16 protein-coding genes and 1 pseudogene are annotated in these 15,440 nt (G+C 62.9%); 12 read left to right on the plus strand and 5 right to left on the minus strand.

The annotated features are described in order from the left end of the window. Positions 1-82 (plus strand): annotated as a pseudogene (locus tag AC07VU_RS26700) (YceK/YidQ family lipoprotein); the annotation flags it as partial. 8 nt (positions 83-90) lie between these two features. Here AC07VU_RS26700 and AC07VU_RS26705 read toward each other — a convergent pair. The 3 genes from AC07VU_RS26705 to AC07VU_RS26715 all read right to left on the minus strand — a co-directional run bounded on the left by AC07VU_RS26705 (position 91) and on the right by AC07VU_RS26715 (position 3,038). Then, positions 91-732, minus strand: coding sequence for an oxidoreductase (locus AC07VU_RS26705; protein WP_007927124.1), 642 nt, complete (start codon positions 730-732; stop codon positions 91-93). 28 nt (positions 733-760) lie between these two features. Next, positions 761-2,479 (minus strand): C13 family peptidase, encoded by a 1,719-nt coding sequence (locus AC07VU_RS26710; RefSeq protein ID WP_277589681.1) that lies wholly within the window; start codon positions 2,477-2,479, stop codon positions 761-763. Positions 2,480-2,582: 103 nt separating this feature from the next. After that, positions 2,583-3,038 carry a MaoC family dehydratase gene (locus AC07VU_RS26715; protein ID WP_007927121.1) on the minus strand — a complete coding sequence of 152 codons (456 nt, stop codon included), beginning with the start codon at positions 3,036-3,038 and terminating at the stop codon, positions 2,583-2,585. Between the two features lie 182 nt (positions 3,039-3,220). Here AC07VU_RS26715 and AC07VU_RS26720 point away from each other — a divergent pair, with 182 nt between their 5' ends. Genes AC07VU_RS26720 through AC07VU_RS26730 form a run of 3 tightly spaced genes read left to right on the plus strand, consistent with a single transcriptional unit; the run spans position 3,221 to position 4,897 of the window. Further along, positions 3,221-3,583 (plus strand): CidA/LrgA family protein, encoded by a 363-nt coding sequence (locus tag AC07VU_RS26720; RefSeq protein WP_009045794.1) that lies wholly within the window; start codon positions 3,221-3,223, stop codon positions 3,581-3,583. After that, the gene (locus AC07VU_RS26725; RefSeq protein WP_007927117.1) at positions 3,580-4,296 is read left to right on the plus strand and encodes an LrgB family protein; all 717 of its coding nucleotides are present in this window, start codon (positions 3,580-3,582) and stop codon (positions 4,294-4,296) included. The genes AC07VU_RS26720 and AC07VU_RS26725 overlap by 4 nt, the downstream gene beginning before the upstream one ends. A 10-nt stretch (positions 4,297-4,306) precedes the next feature. After that, entirely contained in the window at positions 4,307-4,897 is a 591-nt protein-coding gene (locus tag AC07VU_RS26730) for an LON peptidase substrate-binding domain-containing protein (protein ID WP_007927116.1), read from the plus strand. Between the two features lie 148 nt (positions 4,898-5,045). Here the strand turns inward: AC07VU_RS26730 and AC07VU_RS26735 are convergent, their stop codons facing one another. Both AC07VU_RS26735 and AC07VU_RS26740 read right to left on the minus strand, forming a co-directional pair. Then, positions 5,046-6,362: a bifunctional DedA family/phosphatase PAP2 family protein gene (locus AC07VU_RS26735; RefSeq protein WP_274304781.1), complete on the minus strand. Its 1,317-nt coding sequence runs from the start codon at positions 6,360-6,362 to the stop codon at positions 5,046-5,048. Between the two features lie 95 nt (positions 6,363-6,457). Further along, positions 6,458-7,144 carry a DNA-3-methyladenine glycosylase gene (locus AC07VU_RS26740; protein ID WP_495030801.1) on the minus strand — a complete coding sequence of 229 codons (687 nt, stop codon included), beginning with the start codon at positions 7,142-7,144 and terminating at the stop codon, positions 6,458-6,460. 176 nt (positions 7,145-7,320) lie between these two features. Here AC07VU_RS26740 and AC07VU_RS26745 point away from each other — a divergent pair, with 176 nt between their 5' ends. From AC07VU_RS26745 to AC07VU_RS26780, 8 genes are read left to right on the plus strand one after another with little or no spacing between them, the layout of a single operon-like run. Then, complete coding sequence (locus tag AC07VU_RS26745; RefSeq protein WP_274304779.1) at positions 7,321-8,586, plus strand: glutamate-5-semialdehyde dehydrogenase; 1,266 nt, start codon at positions 7,321-7,323, stop codon at positions 8,584-8,586. Next, a complete protein-coding gene (nadD, locus tag AC07VU_RS26750; RefSeq protein ID WP_007927112.1) occupies positions 8,586-9,230 on the plus strand; it encodes a nicotinate-nucleotide adenylyltransferase in 645 nt (214 codons plus the stop codon). Before AC07VU_RS26745 ends, nadD begins: the two co-directional genes overlap by 1 nt. Before the next feature lie 60 nt (positions 9,231-9,290). After that, the gene (gene rsfS / locus AC07VU_RS26755; RefSeq protein ID WP_007927111.1) at positions 9,291-9,713 is read left to right on the plus strand and encodes a ribosome silencing factor; all 423 of its coding nucleotides are present in this window, start codon (positions 9,291-9,293) and stop codon (positions 9,711-9,713) included. Between the two features lie 9 nt (positions 9,714-9,722). After that, positions 9,723-10,190, plus strand: coding sequence for a 23S rRNA (pseudouridine(1915)-N(3))-methyltransferase RlmH (gene rlmH / locus AC07VU_RS26760; RefSeq protein ID WP_003185785.1), 468 nt, complete (start codon positions 9,723-9,725; stop codon positions 10,188-10,190). A gap of 12 nt (positions 10,191-10,202) precedes the next feature. Beyond that, positions 10,203-12,098 carry a penicillin-binding protein 2 gene (gene mrdA, locus AC07VU_RS26765; RefSeq protein WP_007927109.1) on the plus strand — a complete coding sequence of 632 codons (1,896 nt, stop codon included), beginning with the start codon at positions 10,203-10,205 and terminating at the stop codon, positions 12,096-12,098. A 31-nt stretch (positions 12,099-12,129) separates the two neighbouring features. Continuing rightward, on the plus strand, positions 12,130-13,233 hold the full coding sequence (gene rodA, locus AC07VU_RS26770; protein ID WP_051003959.1) for a rod shape-determining protein RodA: 1,104 nt from the start codon (positions 12,130-12,132) through the stop codon (positions 13,231-13,233). 17 nt (positions 13,234-13,250) lie between these two features. Continuing rightward, the gene (gene mltB, locus AC07VU_RS26775; RefSeq protein WP_009045789.1) at positions 13,251-14,264 is read left to right on the plus strand and encodes a lytic murein transglycosylase B; all 1,014 of its coding nucleotides are present in this window, start codon (positions 13,251-13,253) and stop codon (positions 14,262-14,264) included. Then, on the plus strand, positions 14,264-15,265 hold the full coding sequence (locus tag AC07VU_RS26780) for a septal ring lytic transglycosylase RlpA family protein (protein ID WP_007927105.1): 1,002 nt from the start codon (positions 14,264-14,266) through the stop codon (positions 15,263-15,265). Before mltB ends, AC07VU_RS26780 begins: the two co-directional genes overlap by 1 nt. Positions 15,266-15,440 lie beyond the last annotated feature (175 nt).

Below are 15,440 nucleotides of genomic sequence, written 5' to 3' on the forward strand. Positions count from 1 at the left end.
CAGCGCCTTGCTCGACACGCTGCTGTTGCCGCTGTCGGTGCTGACGGTATTGGGGGTTGGTTTCCAGGCTACAGGCGCGATCCATGGCGTTTATTTGCCCAGCTTGCGCAATTCGTCGGACTCGACGATCCGCACGCCATCCTGCTCTTCCAGCGCCAGGCGCCACATGGCCCGGGCCAGATGGCAGGCTTCGATGCCGTGGTATTTGCCGGGAATCAGCTTGGACAGCGGGCCGGCCAGCTGTTCGGCCAGACGCGGTTCGATGCGTTCGCCAAGCAGCAGCGACGGCCGGCAAATAGTCAGTTGCGGCCAGTCCTGGGCCTTCAGCGCCTGTTCCATTTCGCCTTTGACCCGGTTGTAGAAAATCGAGGATTTCGCGTCCGCGCCCAGGGCGCTGATCACCACCAGGTGCCGCGCACCCATCTCCCGTGCGCGTTTGCCGAAGGCCACCACCAGGTCCAGGTCGACGGCGCGGAACGCCTGTTCGGAGCCGGCTTTCTTGATCGTGGTGCCCAGGCAGCAGAACGCCAGGTCGACCCGGCCGCTGAGTTGCGGCAGGAGTACCGCCGGCTCGCCGACCGGGTTTTCCAGGCGCGGATGTTCGCTCAAGGGGCGCCGGCTGGGCGCCAGTACGCGGGTTACCGTGGGTTCGTTGAGCAGGCGGTCGAGCAAGTGCTCGCCAGTCAGGCCGGTCGCGCCGGCGAGCAAGATATGCTGAGGTGTCAAGTACATAATGTTTCCCCCTTGATACTGTTTCAGCTTAGTTGCTCTTTGCTTCCTTGCTGTCGTTGGCGGCGCTTTGCAGCGCCTTTCGTGCTTGTTGCTTGCGCAGATGCTGCCAGTGCGCCAAGACCCCCTTGGGCGCCCAGATCTGCGGTTCGGAGGCTTCGAAGTTGTCCGCCAGTTCACGTTCGGCCACGGTCGCCCGGACCAGCTTGAAGGCCTGTTCCAGGTCGTCGGTCTGGTTCAGCGCCTGGGCGAACAGGGCGTCGCCGAAGTAGGTGAAGTCGGCTTCTTCCGAGCAGCCGAACGATACGCGGTCGGCCTGCGAAGCGGTCATGATCAGGGTCCGCTCATCCTTGAGCGCGGGAATGAACCCGCCGGAATAACAGGCCGAGATCACGATGATCTTGTCGCGGTTTTTCAGTGGCGCCAGTACCGCGGCCAATTCGTCGGCCGGCAGGTCGGCCAGCTCCAGGCGCGGCTGATCGAGCACCAGCTCGTGTTCGCTGGTGCCGTGGCTGGTCAGGTAGATAAACAACAGGTCTTCCGGGCCGCTGCGTTCGGCCAGGACCTGGACCGCGCGCCGCAGGTTTTCCCGGGTGGCCATGGGCCGGCTGTCGAGGCGGTCGCGATGGTTGACCAGGCGGATCTGGCCGTAGGCACCGAAGCGGGTGGCGAGCATGTTGCTGACATAGTCGGCCTCGCGCAGAAACACGCTTTGCTTGCCATCGCCGGCCAGCGTCAGGCTGTAGAGCTCGATGGCGGGGGTCGACGCCGGCACCGCGCTGAGGGCATCGTCGAGCAGGCGGCCCTGGGCCAGCAGGCCGGTCTCCAGTGGGTCGGGCAACAGTCGGCCGTCGGCATCGCGAACCCGCAGGCCATTGATCCAGTCTCCGCTTTGCACGGTGCCATCGCGCAGCACCAGCACGCCGTGGCCCTGGTAGTTGTCGCCTTCGAAGCCGCCGATATAGAAGCTGCCGTCGCTGAGGTTCAGGCGGCCCTGGCCGCTGAAGCGCCAGTCGCTGAAACGGCCGATGTAGTGGCTGCCGTCGACGCCGATCAGCTCTCCCTTGCCGCTGAGGGCGCCTTCCTTGAACTGGCCGATCCAGACATCGCCGTCGGCGTTTTCGTAGCGGCCCTTGCCGCTGAGCTGGTTCTGTTTGAAGCCGCCGACGTAAAGATCGCCCTCGGCGCTGCTGAAGGTTCCGTTGCCTTCCAGCTGGCCATCGACGAAGTGGCCGCTGAACTGGTTGCCGCTGGCATCGCTGCGCTGGCCTTCGCCGTTGGGTTTGCCGCGGGAGAACTGGCCCTGGTACTGGCTGCCGTCTTCCAGTTCGAGACGGCCGAGCCCGGAATACAGGTCGGACTTGAATTCGCCGCGGTAGGTCATGCCGCGTTCCTTGAGGGTGCCTTCACCGTCGCGCCGGCCCAGTTTAAAACCGCCGGTGTAGCTGCTGTCCTTGGTGGTCAGGCTGCCCTGGCCGTGGAACAGGCCCTGCTGGAATTGACCGAGGTAGACCTCGCCGTCGCTGCCGTGCCATTCGCCCTGGCCGTGCCACTGGCCGGCGTCGAACTGGCCGGCATACCAGCTGCCGTTGGGGTAGTCGATGCGCCCCTGGCCTTGCAGCAACCCGTTGACCACATCGCCGCGGTAGCGGCCACCGTCCGGCAGACGGGCATCGGGAGGCAGCAGCGATTCGCCGTCTCCACATGCGGTGAGCAACAGGGTCAGAGCCAGGGGTACAAGTGGGTGCATAGCGGGATCCGGATAATTAGGGGACCGAGTATGCCGTAGCAACGAGGCTTATATATAGAGAGGCTGCGCGAAACAGCGTGAGCTGTTTCGCATCAGGAAGGTTTCAGACAAAGCAGAGGGACAAGGGCTCGGCGATGTAGGCTGGTTTTTCCTGGCCTTCGATTTCCAGTGTGGCGGTGGCCTTGAGCAGCCATTGGCCGGGTTTCTTCTCGGTGACGTCCACCAGGTCGACCTTGAGGCGGACCCTGGAATCGACCTTGACCGGCTGGATGAAGCGCACGCTGTCCAGGCCGTAGTTGACCGCCATCTTCAGACCCACGGGCAGGATCAGGATGTCTTCCATCAGTTTCGGGATCAGCGACAGCGACAGGAAGCCGTGGGCGATGGTGCCGCCGAACGGCGTCTGGGCGGCTTTCACCGGGTCGACGTGGATGAACTGGAAGTCACCCGTGGCTTCGGCGAACAGGTTGATACGCTGCTGATCGATGGTGAGCCATTCGGAACGTCCTAGTTCCTTTCCGACATAATCTTTGAGCTCTGCAACAGGAACATACGGCATTGAGACTCTCCTTGGGTTCATCGGTTTTATCGTTCTAAACGGACGGGGGCCGTACCCCCTGACCACCCACTGTAGATCATCATGGGGGTTTGCTCCGGTCAACCTTCCATGCTTTTGGCGAATGCCGGCCCATAGCGTTCGCGTGCTTATAATGCCCGGCGTTTTTTCGGGGGAGATGAGAGATGTTGTTACGCGGTCTGACATGGCTGGTGCTGTTTCAATTGCTCGGCACGGCGATCAATCATCTGTTCCTGCCGATCCTGCCGGGGCCGATTGTCGGCCTGCTGTTGCTGCTGATCTTCCTGGTGGCGCGCGGCGAGGTGGGCGAGCCGCTGAACCTGGCCGCCTCCAGCCTCCTGCGTTACCTGCCGCTGTTGCTGGTGCCGCCAGCGGTGGGCGTGATGGTGTACGCGGCGGATATCGCCGCGGACTTCTGGGCGATAGTCGGCGCGCTTGTGTTGTCGCTGGTGATCTCCATGGCCTTCGTCGGCGTGCTGATGCAGCGGCTGGTCAAGCGCCACGGACATCGGGAGGGCGGCCAATGATGTTCGATTGGCAGGGCGCCTGGGCGTCTGTGATCCACCATCCATTATTCGGCATCGGCATTACCCTGGGCGCCTATCAACTGGTGCTCGCGGCCTTCGAGAAAACCCGCTGGATCTTTCTGCAACCGGTGCTGGTCTCCATGTTGCTGGTGATCGGCGTGCTGCTGAGCTGTGGCCTGAGCTACGCCGAGTACCGCAAGAGCACGGAGATCCTGAGCATTCTCCTGGGGCCGGCCACGGTGGCGTTGGCCGTACCGCTGTACCTCAACCTGCGGCGGATTCGACAGTTGTTCTGGCCGATATTTACTACGCTGGTGATTGGAGGGGTGGTCGCCACCGGCCTGGGCGTACTGCTGGGATGGTGGTTCGGTGCCGAGAACATGATCCTGATGACCATGGCGCCGAAATCGGTGACCTCGCCGATCGCCATGCTGGTGGCCGAACAGATTGGCGGTGTCGCAGCGCTGGCCGCGGTATTCGTATTGATCACCGGAGTGATCGGGGCGATTTTCGGTCCGGCCATCCTCAACCGCCTGCAGGTGCATAGCCCGGAAGCCCGGGGCATGGCGCTGGGCATGACGGCTCACGCGGTGGGCACTTCGGTGGCCTTGCAGGAAAGTGACGAGTGCGGTGCTTTCGCGGCGCTGGCGATGAGTCTGATGGGTGTGGCCACGGCGGTCTTCCTGCCGTTGGCGGTGTCGTTGGTGGTTTAAGGAAACCTGTATGAGCCTGGCGCTTTTCCCGCTGAATACGGTGCTGTTCCCCGACTGCATTCTCGACTTGCAGATTTTCGAGGCGCGCTACCTGGACATGATCGGTCGCTGCATGAAACAGGGCAGCGGCTTCGGCGTGGTGTGCATCCTCGAAGGCGAAGAGGTGGGCATCGCCCCGGAAGGTTTTGCGCGGGTGGGCTGTGAAGCGCTGATCACTGACTTCCATCAGCAGGACAACGGCCTGTTGGGGATTCGGGTCAAGGGCGGGCGGCGTTTTCGGGTGCTGAGCAGCGAAGTGCAGCGCGATCAGTTGCGGGTGGCTGAAGTCGAGTGGCTGGACGAGGCGCCGGAGCGGCCGCTGCAGGATGAAGACGGGGACCTGATCGCCTTGCTCAAGGCGCTGGCCGAACACCCGATGGTCGAAGCCCTGAACATGGGCACCGAAGCCACCGGCCAGCAGTCACTGGCCAACCAGTTGGCTTATCTGTTGCCATTCTCCGAACTGGACAAGATCGACCTGCTGCAACTGGATGATCCGCAGCAACGCCTGGATGCGATCCAGGCCTTGCTGGACGAGTTGCAGGGCGAACTGTTCGCCTGATCCTGATCCTGATCCTGATCCTGATCCTGATCCTGTAGCCGCTGCCGCAGGTTGCGATCGCCCACACAGTGGGCGCAGATTCCGAAACCGCTGAAGGCCTTCGGCCTGTCGCAGCCTGCGGCAGCGGCTACAGGGGCGTTCGCTCTATCTAGTAGGCATAACGCAGCATGGCGTGCGGTAGATGCCTGACTGCTTCGAAGCCGAACAACGCGATCAGCGCCGGCAATACCAGCCACCAGATCTTGGCCGGCATGGGTTCCAGCGGGGTCTGGCGCTGGGCGACCCACAGGCTGGCGGCGCACACGCAGGCGGCAAGCATGGCGCCTGCGAGGATGTCGGAGGGCCAATGCGCGCCCAGGTAAATCCGTGACACGGCAATCGCCGCCGCTGGCAGGCAACCCAGCAGCAGCCAGGTCAGGCGCATGCGTGGCGGCTGGCCGCGACCGGCGAGTATCGCCAGGGTCAGGAACAGGGCGAACGAACCGGAGCTGTGGCCGCTGGGCATGCTGTAGCTGGTCAGTGGGTCGGTCAGGACTTCCGGGCGTACCCGGGCGAAGAACAGCTTGGTGCCGGTGTTGGCCAATGCGGTGCCCAGCAGCGTGGTGCCCGCAAAAATCGCCTGCCGCCATTGCCGGGCAATCAGCAACAGCAGGGTGACCAGGGCGCTGGCGAACAGCATGGTGCGAAATTCGCCGAACTGGGTGAGCACCACCATCACCTCGTCCATTGCCGGGCTGCGGTGCTCCTGGACCAGCGCCATCAGGCCCTGGTCGAAATGGTTCAAGTAGGGGTAACCGATGAACAGTCCTGCCAGGATCGCCAGACTGAGGCCGGCCACCAGCGGGCTGGCCTTGCGATGGCGGCGCACGGTACTGTTGATGCTCAGGCCCAGCAGCACGGCGATGCTGGCGGCGACTATTCCTGCCTGCGGCCAGAAACCTTCAGGCAAGGGCAGGCGGATCGCCGCGCCCGTGGCCCAGCCTGGCAGCAGGTAGGCGACTGTCCAGCCGGCCGCGGCCAGCAGGCTGACGGCGAAAAAGCGCGGGAACGACATGTCGAACATCCCGGCGACCATTGGCAGCATGGGCCGCAAGGGACCGATAAAGCGCCCGACCAACAGGCTGGCGATGCCATACCGCTGGAAATAGGCTTCGGCGCCGTTGATCCATTCCGGGTGATGCCGCAGGCCCGGCAGGCGGCGGATATTCTGGTGAAAACGCCGGCCCAGCAGATAAGACACCACGTCCCCGAGCAAGCCGCCAAAGAACCCCAGCGCCAGGGTTTCACCCAGGGACAGTGCGCCGCTGCCGGCCATCACGGCAATGGCGAACAGCAGCACGGTGCCGGGTACGATCAGGCCGGCAATCGCTAGGCATTCGACGCAAGCGACGATGAACACGGCTGCCGCGAGCCATTGGGGGTTCATCGTCAGCCAGCCGGTTATTCCATCGAGCCATTGGCCCATAGGTTTTCAACTCCGGTTATTCGGTGGTTCAACTGTAGAAACGGGCTTGCTCGCGATCAGGCCATCCGCGGGCACGCCGGCTCCTGCGAAAGGGATCAATCGAGCAACAGATAGTCGCGACCTTCGACCTGCCCGCGACGTAGCGGGTTCCGGGTGCAGTAGGGGGCGTAGGCGGCATCGACAAAGCGGTACATCAAGTGTTCGTCGCGGCCGTGGGGAATGCCCAGGCGAGTGGTCTGGATGATGCTGGCGACGGGCGTGCCGACATCCTCGACGAACAGCACTTCATGGTCGAAGCGCTTGGCATCCCATACCGGGACTTTCAGGCCCAGGGCCTTGCACAGCAGGGTCTGGCCGGCGCAGAGCTTTTGCGAGGGGCGCGGCCGACCGCTGGCATCGGGATTGTTCAGCAGCATCTGCGCCAGGCTGGCGGGGCCGGAGACTTCGTCGACCCAAGGGTAGGCCGACTTGATCAGCACCGCGTTACCTGGCCCCTGGGCGCTGAAGTTCAGCGAATCGCCGCCACGGGCGTAGTACATATAGATGTGGCCACCGTCCAGAAACAAAGCCTTACGCTTTTCTGTGTAGCCGAGGGAGGCATGGCTGCCTTTTTCCTCGCAGTAATAGGCTTCTGTTTCGATAATGCGCGCCGACAACCATAGATCGCCGACCCGATGGCGGATGATTTTGCCGAGCAGTTCACGGGCCAGGGCCTGGGCATCACGATCGAAAAAGCGGTCGGGCAGGGCCTTGGGCAGCATCGGGGTGGACAGAATGGACATGGTGGCCAGGAGCGATGACGGGAATTGGGTCGGAATGATATCAATTCCAGGCTTAATTCAGGCTGAACGAGAGGTATTTGCCGTCCATTTCGACCATCCGCCCGTGACCGCTGTCCGTGGACCGGCGCGACAGCTATAATCAGCCGCTTTCCTCTTTGCCAAGACCACAGCAGACCATGACTGAGTCCGTTCTTGACTACATGACCCGTTTGGGTCGCGCTGCCCGCGAAGCTTCGCGGGTAATCGCCCGTGCCACCACTGCGCAGAAAAACCGCGCATTGCTGGCGGCTGCCGATGCATTGGACGCTGCTCGCCCCGAGCTGAGCGCCGCCAATGAGCAGGACCTGGCCAACGGCCGGGCCAATGGTCTGGAACCGGCATTGCTCGATCGTCTGGCGCTGACTCCGGTGCGTATCGATGAAATGATCGAAGGCCTGCGTCAGGTGGCCAAGCTGCCTGACCCCATCGGTGAAATCCGCGATATGCGCTACCTGCCTTCGGGCATCCAGGTCGGCAAGATGCGCGTGCCCCTGGGCGTGATCGGCATCATCTACGAGTCGCGCCCCAACGTGACCATCGATGCGGCCAGCCTGTGCCTCAAGTCCGGCAACGCCACTATCCTGCGTGGCGGCTCCGAGGCGATCAATTCCAACCGTGCCATCGCCACCTGCATTCAGCAAGGGCTGGCGGTGGCCGGTTTGCCGGCGCAAGTGGTGCAGGTGGTGGAAACCACCGACCGCGCGGCCGTTGGCGCGCTGATCACCATGCCCGAATTCGTCGACGTGATCGTGCCGCGTGGCGGCAAGAGCCTGATCGAGCGGGTCAGCCGCGACGCCAAGGTGCCGGTGATCAAGCACCTGGACGGCGTCTGCCATGTGTTCATCGACGTGGCGGCCGACCTGGACAAGGCGATTCGCATCGCCGACAACGCCAAGACCCAGCGCTACGCGCCCTGCAACACCATGGAGACCTTGCTGGTCCACGCCGGTATTGCCGAGCGCGTACTGCCGCCGCTGGCGGCGATCTATCGCGACAAACAGGTCGAGCTGCGCGGTTGCCCGCGTACCCGTGCCTTGCTGGGCGACGATGTGATCGAGGCCACCGAAGAAGACTGGAGCACCGAATACACCGCGCCAATCCTGTCGATCCTGGTGGTCGACAGCCTGGACGTGGCCATCGAGCACATCAACACCTACGGTTCGCACCACACCGACGCCATCGTCACCGAGAACTTCACCGACGCCCGGCGTTTCCTCAACGAGGTGGACTCCAGCTCGGTGATGGTCAATGCCTCGACCCGGTTTGCCGACGGTTTCGAATATGGCCTGGGCGCGGAGATCGGTATTTCCACCGACAAGCTGCACGCCCGTGGTCCGGTCGGCCTGGAAGGGCTGACCAGCGAGAAATATGTCGTCTTCGGCGACGGCCATGTGCGCACTTGATGAGCAAACGTATCGGTCTGCTGGGCGGTACCTTCGACCCCGTGCACATCGGTCACCTGCGCAGTGCGCTGGAGGTGGCCGATTCGCTGGGGCTCGATGAGCTGCGCCTGACCCCCAGCGCGCGGCCGCCGCATCGCGATGCTCCGCAGGTGTCGGCGCTGGACCGTCTGGCGATGGTCGAGTGTGCGGTGGCGGGCGTTTCCCCCCTGGTGGTGGACGACCGTGAGCTGAAACGGGACAAGCCGTCCTACACCCTAGACACCCTGGAACAGATGCGGGCCGAGATGGCCGCGGATGACCAGTTGTTCCTGTTGCTGGGCTGGGACGCTTTTTGCGGCCTGCCTACCTGGCATCGCTGGGAAGAGTTGCTCCAGCATTGCCACATCCTGGTGCTGCAACGCCCGGATGCCGACAGCGAGCCGCCGGATGCATTGCGCAACCTGCTGGCGGCGCGCTCGGTGAGCGATCCCCTGGCCCTGCAAGGGCCCGGAGGACACATTGCATTCGTCTGGCAGACACCGCTCGCGGTGTCCGCCACCCAGATCCGTCAACTGCTGGCCAGCGGTAAGTCGGTACGTTTCCTGGTGCCTGATGCGGTCCTGGCCTATATCGATGCACACGGTCTTTACCGTGGGCCGAACTGAAGGCGCGCTGCCGGCTGATGCCGTGCAACGCGCCATACATACGAGCTGAACGAGTTTTATATGACTAACCAAGTAATGAAAGGCGAAGATCTGGTCAAGGTGGCAGTCGCCGCGCTGGAAGACGTCAAGGCCCAGGACGTCCTGGTGATCGATGTTCGCGAAAAGCAGAGCATCACCGACTACATGATCATCGCCACCGGTACTTCCAACCGCCAGATCGGCGCGATGCTGGAAAAGGTCCGCGAGATGGTCAAGGCCCAGGGCGTCAAGCCGCTGGGTGAAGAAGGCAAGGGCGACAGCGACTGGGTGCTGCTGGACCTGGACGACGTGATCGTGCACATGATGACCGCCTCCGCGCGCCAGTTCTACGACCTGGAACGTCTGTGGCAGGGCGCCGAGCAGAGCCGTGCGGCCGATGGCAAGCACCACAGCCCGGAGCACACCCATGAGCACTTCACCAAGCTCAACAAAGACCAGCAATAAGGGACGGCTGTGCGCCTGCGTCTGATCGCTGTCGGTTCACGCATGCCCAAGTGGGTGGAAGAGGGTTGGCACGAGTATGCCAAGCGTCTGCCATCCGAACTGGCGCTGGAACTGGTGGAAATACCGCTCAATACCCGTGGCAAGAACGCCGATGTGGCTCGTTTCATCCGTCAGGAGGGCGAAGCCATGCTGGCCAAGGTCGGTCCGAACGAGCGGATCGTCACCCTTGAGGTCCACGGCAAGCCCTGGAGCACCGAGCAACTGGCGGTGGAGCTGGATCGCTGGCGCCTCGACTCGCGTACCGTGAATTTCATGGTCGGCGGCCCCGAGGGGTTGGCGCCGGAAGTCTGCGCGCGGGCGGATCAGCGCTGGTCGCTGTCGCCGCTGACCTTGCCGCACCCGCTGGTACGGATCCTGATCGGTGAACAGCTGTATCGCGCCTGGACAGTCCTGTCCGGGCACCCTTATCACAAATAGCCCGCGCCCCTAATGTCCCAGCCGATCCGTATCAAGGACCACGAAAAAGACGCCCGTCTGGTGCGTGGCCGGGTCGTGTTCGGGGCTATTGCCGTGGTCTGCCTGATCGGGGTGCTGATCGCGCGGCTGTATTACCTGCAGGTGATCCAGTACGACTATCACTCGACCCTGTCGGAAAACAACCGGGTTCATGTCCAGCCGATTCCGCCGACCCGCGGCCTGATCTTCGACCGTAATGGCGTGGTGGTGGCCGACAACCGGCCGAGCTTCAGCCTGAGCATGACCCGCGAGCGTTCCGGCGACTGGCGCCAGGTGCTCGATGTCATTGTCGAGGTGCTGGAGCTGACGCCGGAAGACCGGGTCCTGTTCGAGAAGCGCATGAAGCAGGGGCGTCGGCCGTTCGAGCCGGTGCCGATCCTGTTCGAGCTCAACGAAGAGCAGATCGCCCGGATCGCGGTCAACCAGTTCCGCCTGCCTGGGGTGGAAGTGGTGGCGCAGTTGGTCCGTCATTACCCCCAGGGCGCGCACTTCGCGCACTCGGTGGGCTACATGGGGCGGATCAACGAGAAAGAGCTGAAGACCCTGGACCCGGTGAACTACAGCGGCACCCACCACATCGGCAAGACCGGTATCGAGCGCTTCTACGAGCCCGAGCTGCACGGCCAGGTGGGTTACGAAGAGGTCGAGACCAACGCTCGCGGCCGTGTGTTGCGGGTGCTCAAGCGTACCGACCCGATTCCCGGCAAGGACATTGTCCTGAGCCTGGACATCAAGCTGCAGGAAGCTGCGGAGGCAGCATTGGGCGGCCGGCGTGGCGCGGTGGTCGCGCTGGACCCTCGCACCGGGGAAGTGCTGGCCATGGTCAGCCAGCCGAGCTTCGACCCGAACCTGTTCGTCACCGGTATCAGCTTCAAGGCCTATGCCGAGCTGCGCGACTCCATTGACCGTCCACTGTTCAACCGGGTACTGCGCGGCCTGTATCCGCCGGGCTCGACCATCAAGCCGGCGGTGGCCATCGCCGGTCTTGATTCCGGGGTGGTGACGGCCTCCACGCGGGTCTATGACCCGGGCTACTACCAACTGCCCAACTACGATCACAAGTACCGTAACTGGAACCGCAGCGGTGACGGTTATGTCGACCTCGACACCGCGATCATGCGGTCCAACGACACCTACTTCTATGACCTAGCCCACAAGCTGGGGATCGATCGGTTGTCGGCCTACATGAACAAGTTCGGGATCGGCCAGAAGGTCTCGCTGGACATGTTCGAGGAGTCGCCGGGCCTGATGCCGTCGCGGGAATGGAAGCGTGCCACCCGTCGCCAGGCCTGGTTCCCGGGCGAGACGCTGATTCTCGGGATCGGCCAGGGTTACATGCAGTCCACCCCGTTGCAGCTGGCCCAGGCCACGGCGCTGGTGGCGAACAAGGGCAAATGGAACCGTCCGCACCTGGCCAAGACCATCGAGGGCGAAAAGCCGGTGGACGAAAACCCGATGCCGGACATCATCCTGCGCGATCCGTCGGACTGGACGAAGGTCAATCACGGCATGCAGCAGGTGATGCACGGCGCCCGCGGTACGGCGCGCAAGGCGGCCATCGGCTCGCAATACCGGATCGCCGGCAAGAGTGGTACGGCCCAGGTGGTCGCGATCAAGCAGGGCGAGAAGTACGACCGCTCCAAGGTCCAGGAGCGCCATCGCGACCACGCCCTGTTCGTTGGCTTCGCGCCGGCGGAAAACCCGAAAATCGTGGTCTCGGTCATGGTCGAGAACGGCGAGTCCGGTTCCGGCGTGGCGGCCCCGGTGGTGCGCCAGGTGATGGACGCCTGGCTCCTCGGTCCGGATGGCCTGCTCAAGCCTGAGTTTGCCGGTCCTATCAGTGCGGAGGCTACGGCCCGTGAAGAGTAATTTCGATCGCATCCTGTCCAGCGAGGATGTGATGCGTCGCCGGGCGACGTTGCTGCAGCGCATGCATATCGATGGTCCATTGCTGATCCTGCTGCTGACCCTGGCGGCCGGCAGCCTGTTCGTCCTGTATTCGGCCAGCGGCAAGAGCTGGGACCTGCTGGGCAAGCAGGCGACGTCGTTCGGCATCGGCCTGGTGTCGATGATCGTCATTGCCCAGCTCGAGCCCCGATTCATGGCACGCTGGGTGCCGCTAGCCTATGTGTTCGGCGTGATACTGCTGGTGGTGGTGGATGTCATGGGCCACAACGCCATGGGCGCCACCCGCTGGATCAACATCCCCGGGGTGATTCGCTTCCAGCCCTCGGAATTCATGAAGATCATCATGCCGGCGACCATCGCCTGGTACCTGGCCAAGCGCACCTTGCCGCCGCAGCTCAAGCATGTGGGCATCAGCCTGGTCCTGATCGGTATTCCGTTCATTCTGATCGTGCGCCAGCCGGACCTCGGGACCTCGCTGCTGATTCTCGCCGGTGGCGCCTTCGTGCTGTTCATGGGCGGGCTGCGCTGGCGCTGGATTCTCAGCGTGCTGGCTGCCGCGGTACCGGTGGCGATCGCCATGTGGTTCTTCATCATGCACGACTACCAGAAGCAGCGGATCCTGACCTTCCTTGACCCGGAAAGCGATCCATTGGGCACTGGCTGGAACATCATTCAGTCCAAGGCGGCCATCGGCTCCGGCGGCGTCTTCGGCAAGGGCTGGCTGCTCGGCACCCAGTCCCACCTGGACTTTTTGCCCGAGAGCCACACCGACTTTATTATCGCGGTCATGGGTGAAGAGTTCGGCCTGGTGGGCATTTGCGCCCTGCTGCTGATCTATCTGCTGCTGATCGGTCGTGGGCTGGTGATTACCGCCCAAGCGCAGACGCTGTTCGGCAAATTGCTCGCCGGCGCCCTGACCATGACGTTTTTTGTTTACGTTTTCGTCAACATCGGTATGGTCAGTGGCCTGTTGCCGGTCGTGGGGGTGCCGTTGCCGTTCATTAGCTACGGAGGAACTTCGCTGGTGACGCTGCTGTCAGCGTTTGGGGTTTTGATGTCGATCCATACCCATCGTAAGTGGATCGCGCAGGTTTGAATAAGGTGAAGAATTCAATGCAAGTAATGCGTGGCTGGACTGCTCGGTATGCACCGTGGGTCGGTCTGGTAGGCATCCTTGGTGCGGCGCAGGAAGCGCTGGCCGGCGGCGAATACGAAGGTTCCCCCCAAGTAGCCGAATTCGTGGGCGAAATGACTCGCGACTATGGCTTCGCGGGCGAACAGCTGATGGGCGTGTTTCGCGAGGCCGAGCGCAAGCAGTCGATCCTCGACGCCATTTCCCGGCCCGCCGAGCGGGTCAAGCAGTGGAAAGAATATCGGCCGATGTTCATTACCGACGCGCGTATCGCCCGCGGTGTGGACTTCTGGCGCCAGCACGAAGCGGTACTGGCCCGTGCCGAGCAGGAATACGGCGTGCCGGCCCAGGTGATCGTGTCGATCATCGGCGTCGAAACCTTCTTCGGGCGCAACACCGGCAATTACCGGGTGATCGATGCCCTGTCGACTTTGGGCTTCGATTACCCGCCACGTGCCGAGTTCTTCCGCAAGGAATTGCGCGAATTCCTGCTGCTGGCCCGTGAAGAGCAGGTCGACCCGCTGACCCTGAAAGGCTCCTACGCGGGTGCCATGGGTTTGCCACAGTTCATGCCGAGCAGTTTTCGCGCCTATGCTGTGGACTTCGACGGTGATGGCCACATCAATATCTGGACCAATCCGGACGATGCCATCGGCAGCGTCGCCAGTTATTTCAAGCGTCACGGCTGGGAAGCCGGGCAGCCGGTGGTCAGTCGGGCCGAAGTGCGTGGCGATCAGGTCGACGAAGGTTTGACCACCGGTATCGAGCCGACGAAAACCGTCGGGGAGTTGCGGGCGCTGGGCTGGTCGAGTCATGATGCGCTGCGCGATGATATGCCGGTCACGGCTTTCCGCCTGGAAGGTGACAATGGCCCCGAATACTGGATGGGCCTGAAGAATTTCTACGCGATCACGCGTTATAACCGCAGCGTGATGTACGCCATGGCCGTACATCAGCTCTCTGAACAGCTGGTCCAAGCACGGGGCGTCAAGTAATGCTGGCATCGCCAAACCGCAAACCCCTGAAGCTGGTGGCTCTTGCCGCGTTGTCCTTGCTGGTGGTCAGTTGTTCGTCAACCCAGGCGCCGAAACAGAAAGGCCCGACGACGGCCGTACGTTCGACGCCGGGCCTGGACATCAACCGTGCCCACAAAGACGGCGCGCCCTGGTGGGACGTCGATGTATCGCGCATCCCCGACGCCACGCCGACCCTGCACACTGGCCCGTACAAGGCCAACCCTTATACGGTGCTGGGCAAGACCTATTTCCCGATGGCCGAATCCAAGCGTTATGTCGCTTCGGGCACGGCTTCCTGGTACGGCACCAAGTTCCACGGGCAGAACACCGCCAATGGCGAGGTGTATGACCTGTATGGCATGAGTGCCGCGCACAAGACCCTGCCATTGCCGAGTTATGTCCGGGTGACCAACCTGGATAACCACAAGAGCGTGATCCTGCGGGTCAACGACCGTGGGCCGTTCTATTCGGACCGGATCATCGATTTGTCCTACGCCGCGGCCAAGAAGCTCGGTTATGCCGAGATCGGCACCGCCCGGGTCAAGGTCGAGGGCATCGACCCGCAGGAATGGTGGGCCCAGCGCGGTCGGCCGGCACCCTTGATGCTCAATGAGCCGAAAGCCGCGCCAGTGATGACGGCGTCCACGGGGACCGTCGAGCAATGGACGCCACCTGCGCAGCAGCACGCCGCGGCCGTTGTGCCGGTGCAACTGGATGCAAAAAAAAACGCTTCTGCGCAAGCCTCTGGCCAGTATCTGCAGGTGGGCGCCTTCGCCAACCCGGACGCTGCCGAGCTCCTGCGCTCGAAGCTGAGCGGGATGGTGAGCGCTCCGGTGTTCATCAGTTCGATCGTGCGCAATCAACAGACTCTGCACCGGGTGCGCCTGGGGCCGATCGGCTCGCCGGGTGAGATCCAGCAAGTGCAGAACAGTGTCCGGCTGGCCAATCTGGGGCAGCCGAGCCTGGTAACTGCCGAGTAATCGGACATTGATTCATGGTTCGCCTGCGGTATTTGGGGGGTGAACCCAGGTTGTTGGCTCGTCGTACAACAAAAGCCCGGCAAGGGTCAGTGAGTGAACAACTGAACACGCGACAGCCCTTTAGAAGGCTGTCTGAATAGTTTTGTCCGCGAGGACAAGTTTCCATTAGCAATTT

The organism is Pseudomonas sp. GW821-FHT02B10 (assembly GCF_059421865.1).

What these genes read in the sequence shown, in the direction of transcription:
- AC07VU_RS26705 (WP_007927124.1), bottom strand. Translation starts at nt 732, where the DNA reads ATGTACTTGACACCTCAGCATATCTTGCTCGCCGGCGCGACCGGCCTG.
- AC07VU_RS26710 (WP_277589681.1), bottom strand. Translation starts at nt 2,479, where the DNA reads ATGCACCCACTTGTACCCCTGGCTCTGACCCTGTTGCTCACCGCATGT.
- AC07VU_RS26715 (WP_007927121.1), bottom strand. Translation starts at nt 3,038, where the DNA reads ATGCCGTATGTTCCTGTTGCAGAGCTCAAAGATTATGTCGGAAAGGAA.
- AC07VU_RS26720 (WP_009045794.1), top strand. Translation starts at nt 3,221, where the DNA reads ATGTTGTTACGCGGTCTGACATGGCTGGTGCTGTTTCAATTGCTCGGC.
- AC07VU_RS26725 (WP_007927117.1), top strand. Translation starts at nt 3,580, where the DNA reads ATGATGTTCGATTGGCAGGGCGCCTGGGCGTCTGTGATCCACCATCCA.
- AC07VU_RS26730 (WP_007927116.1), top strand. Translation starts at nt 4,307, where the DNA reads ATGAGCCTGGCGCTTTTCCCGCTGAATACGGTGCTGTTCCCCGACTGC.
- AC07VU_RS26735 (WP_274304781.1), bottom strand. Translation starts at nt 6,362, where the DNA reads ATGGGCCAATGGCTCGATGGAATAACCGGCTGGCTGACGATGAACCCC.
- AC07VU_RS26740 (WP_495030801.1), bottom strand. Translation starts at nt 7,144, where the DNA reads ATGTCCATTCTGTCCACCCCGATGCTGCCCAAGGCCCTGCCCGACCGC.
- AC07VU_RS26745 (WP_274304779.1), top strand. Translation starts at nt 7,321, where the DNA reads ATGACTGAGTCCGTTCTTGACTACATGACCCGTTTGGGTCGCGCTGCC.
- nadD (WP_007927112.1), top strand. Translation starts at nt 8,586, where the DNA reads ATGAGCAAACGTATCGGTCTGCTGGGCGGTACCTTCGACCCCGTGCAC.
- rsfS (WP_007927111.1), top strand. Translation starts at nt 9,291, where the DNA reads ATGACTAACCAAGTAATGAAAGGCGAAGATCTGGTCAAGGTGGCAGTC.
- mrdA (WP_007927109.1), top strand. Translation starts at nt 10,203, where the DNA reads ATGTCCCAGCCGATCCGTATCAAGGACCACGAAAAAGACGCCCGTCTG.
- rodA (WP_051003959.1), top strand. Translation starts at nt 12,130, where the DNA reads ATGCGTCGCCGGGCGACGTTGCTGCAGCGCATGCATATCGATGGTCCA.
- mltB (WP_009045789.1), top strand. Translation starts at nt 13,251, where the DNA reads ATGCAAGTAATGCGTGGCTGGACTGCTCGGTATGCACCGTGGGTCGGT.
- AC07VU_RS26780 (WP_007927105.1), top strand. Translation starts at nt 14,264, where the DNA reads ATGCTGGCATCGCCAAACCGCAAACCCCTGAAGCTGGTGGCTCTTGCC.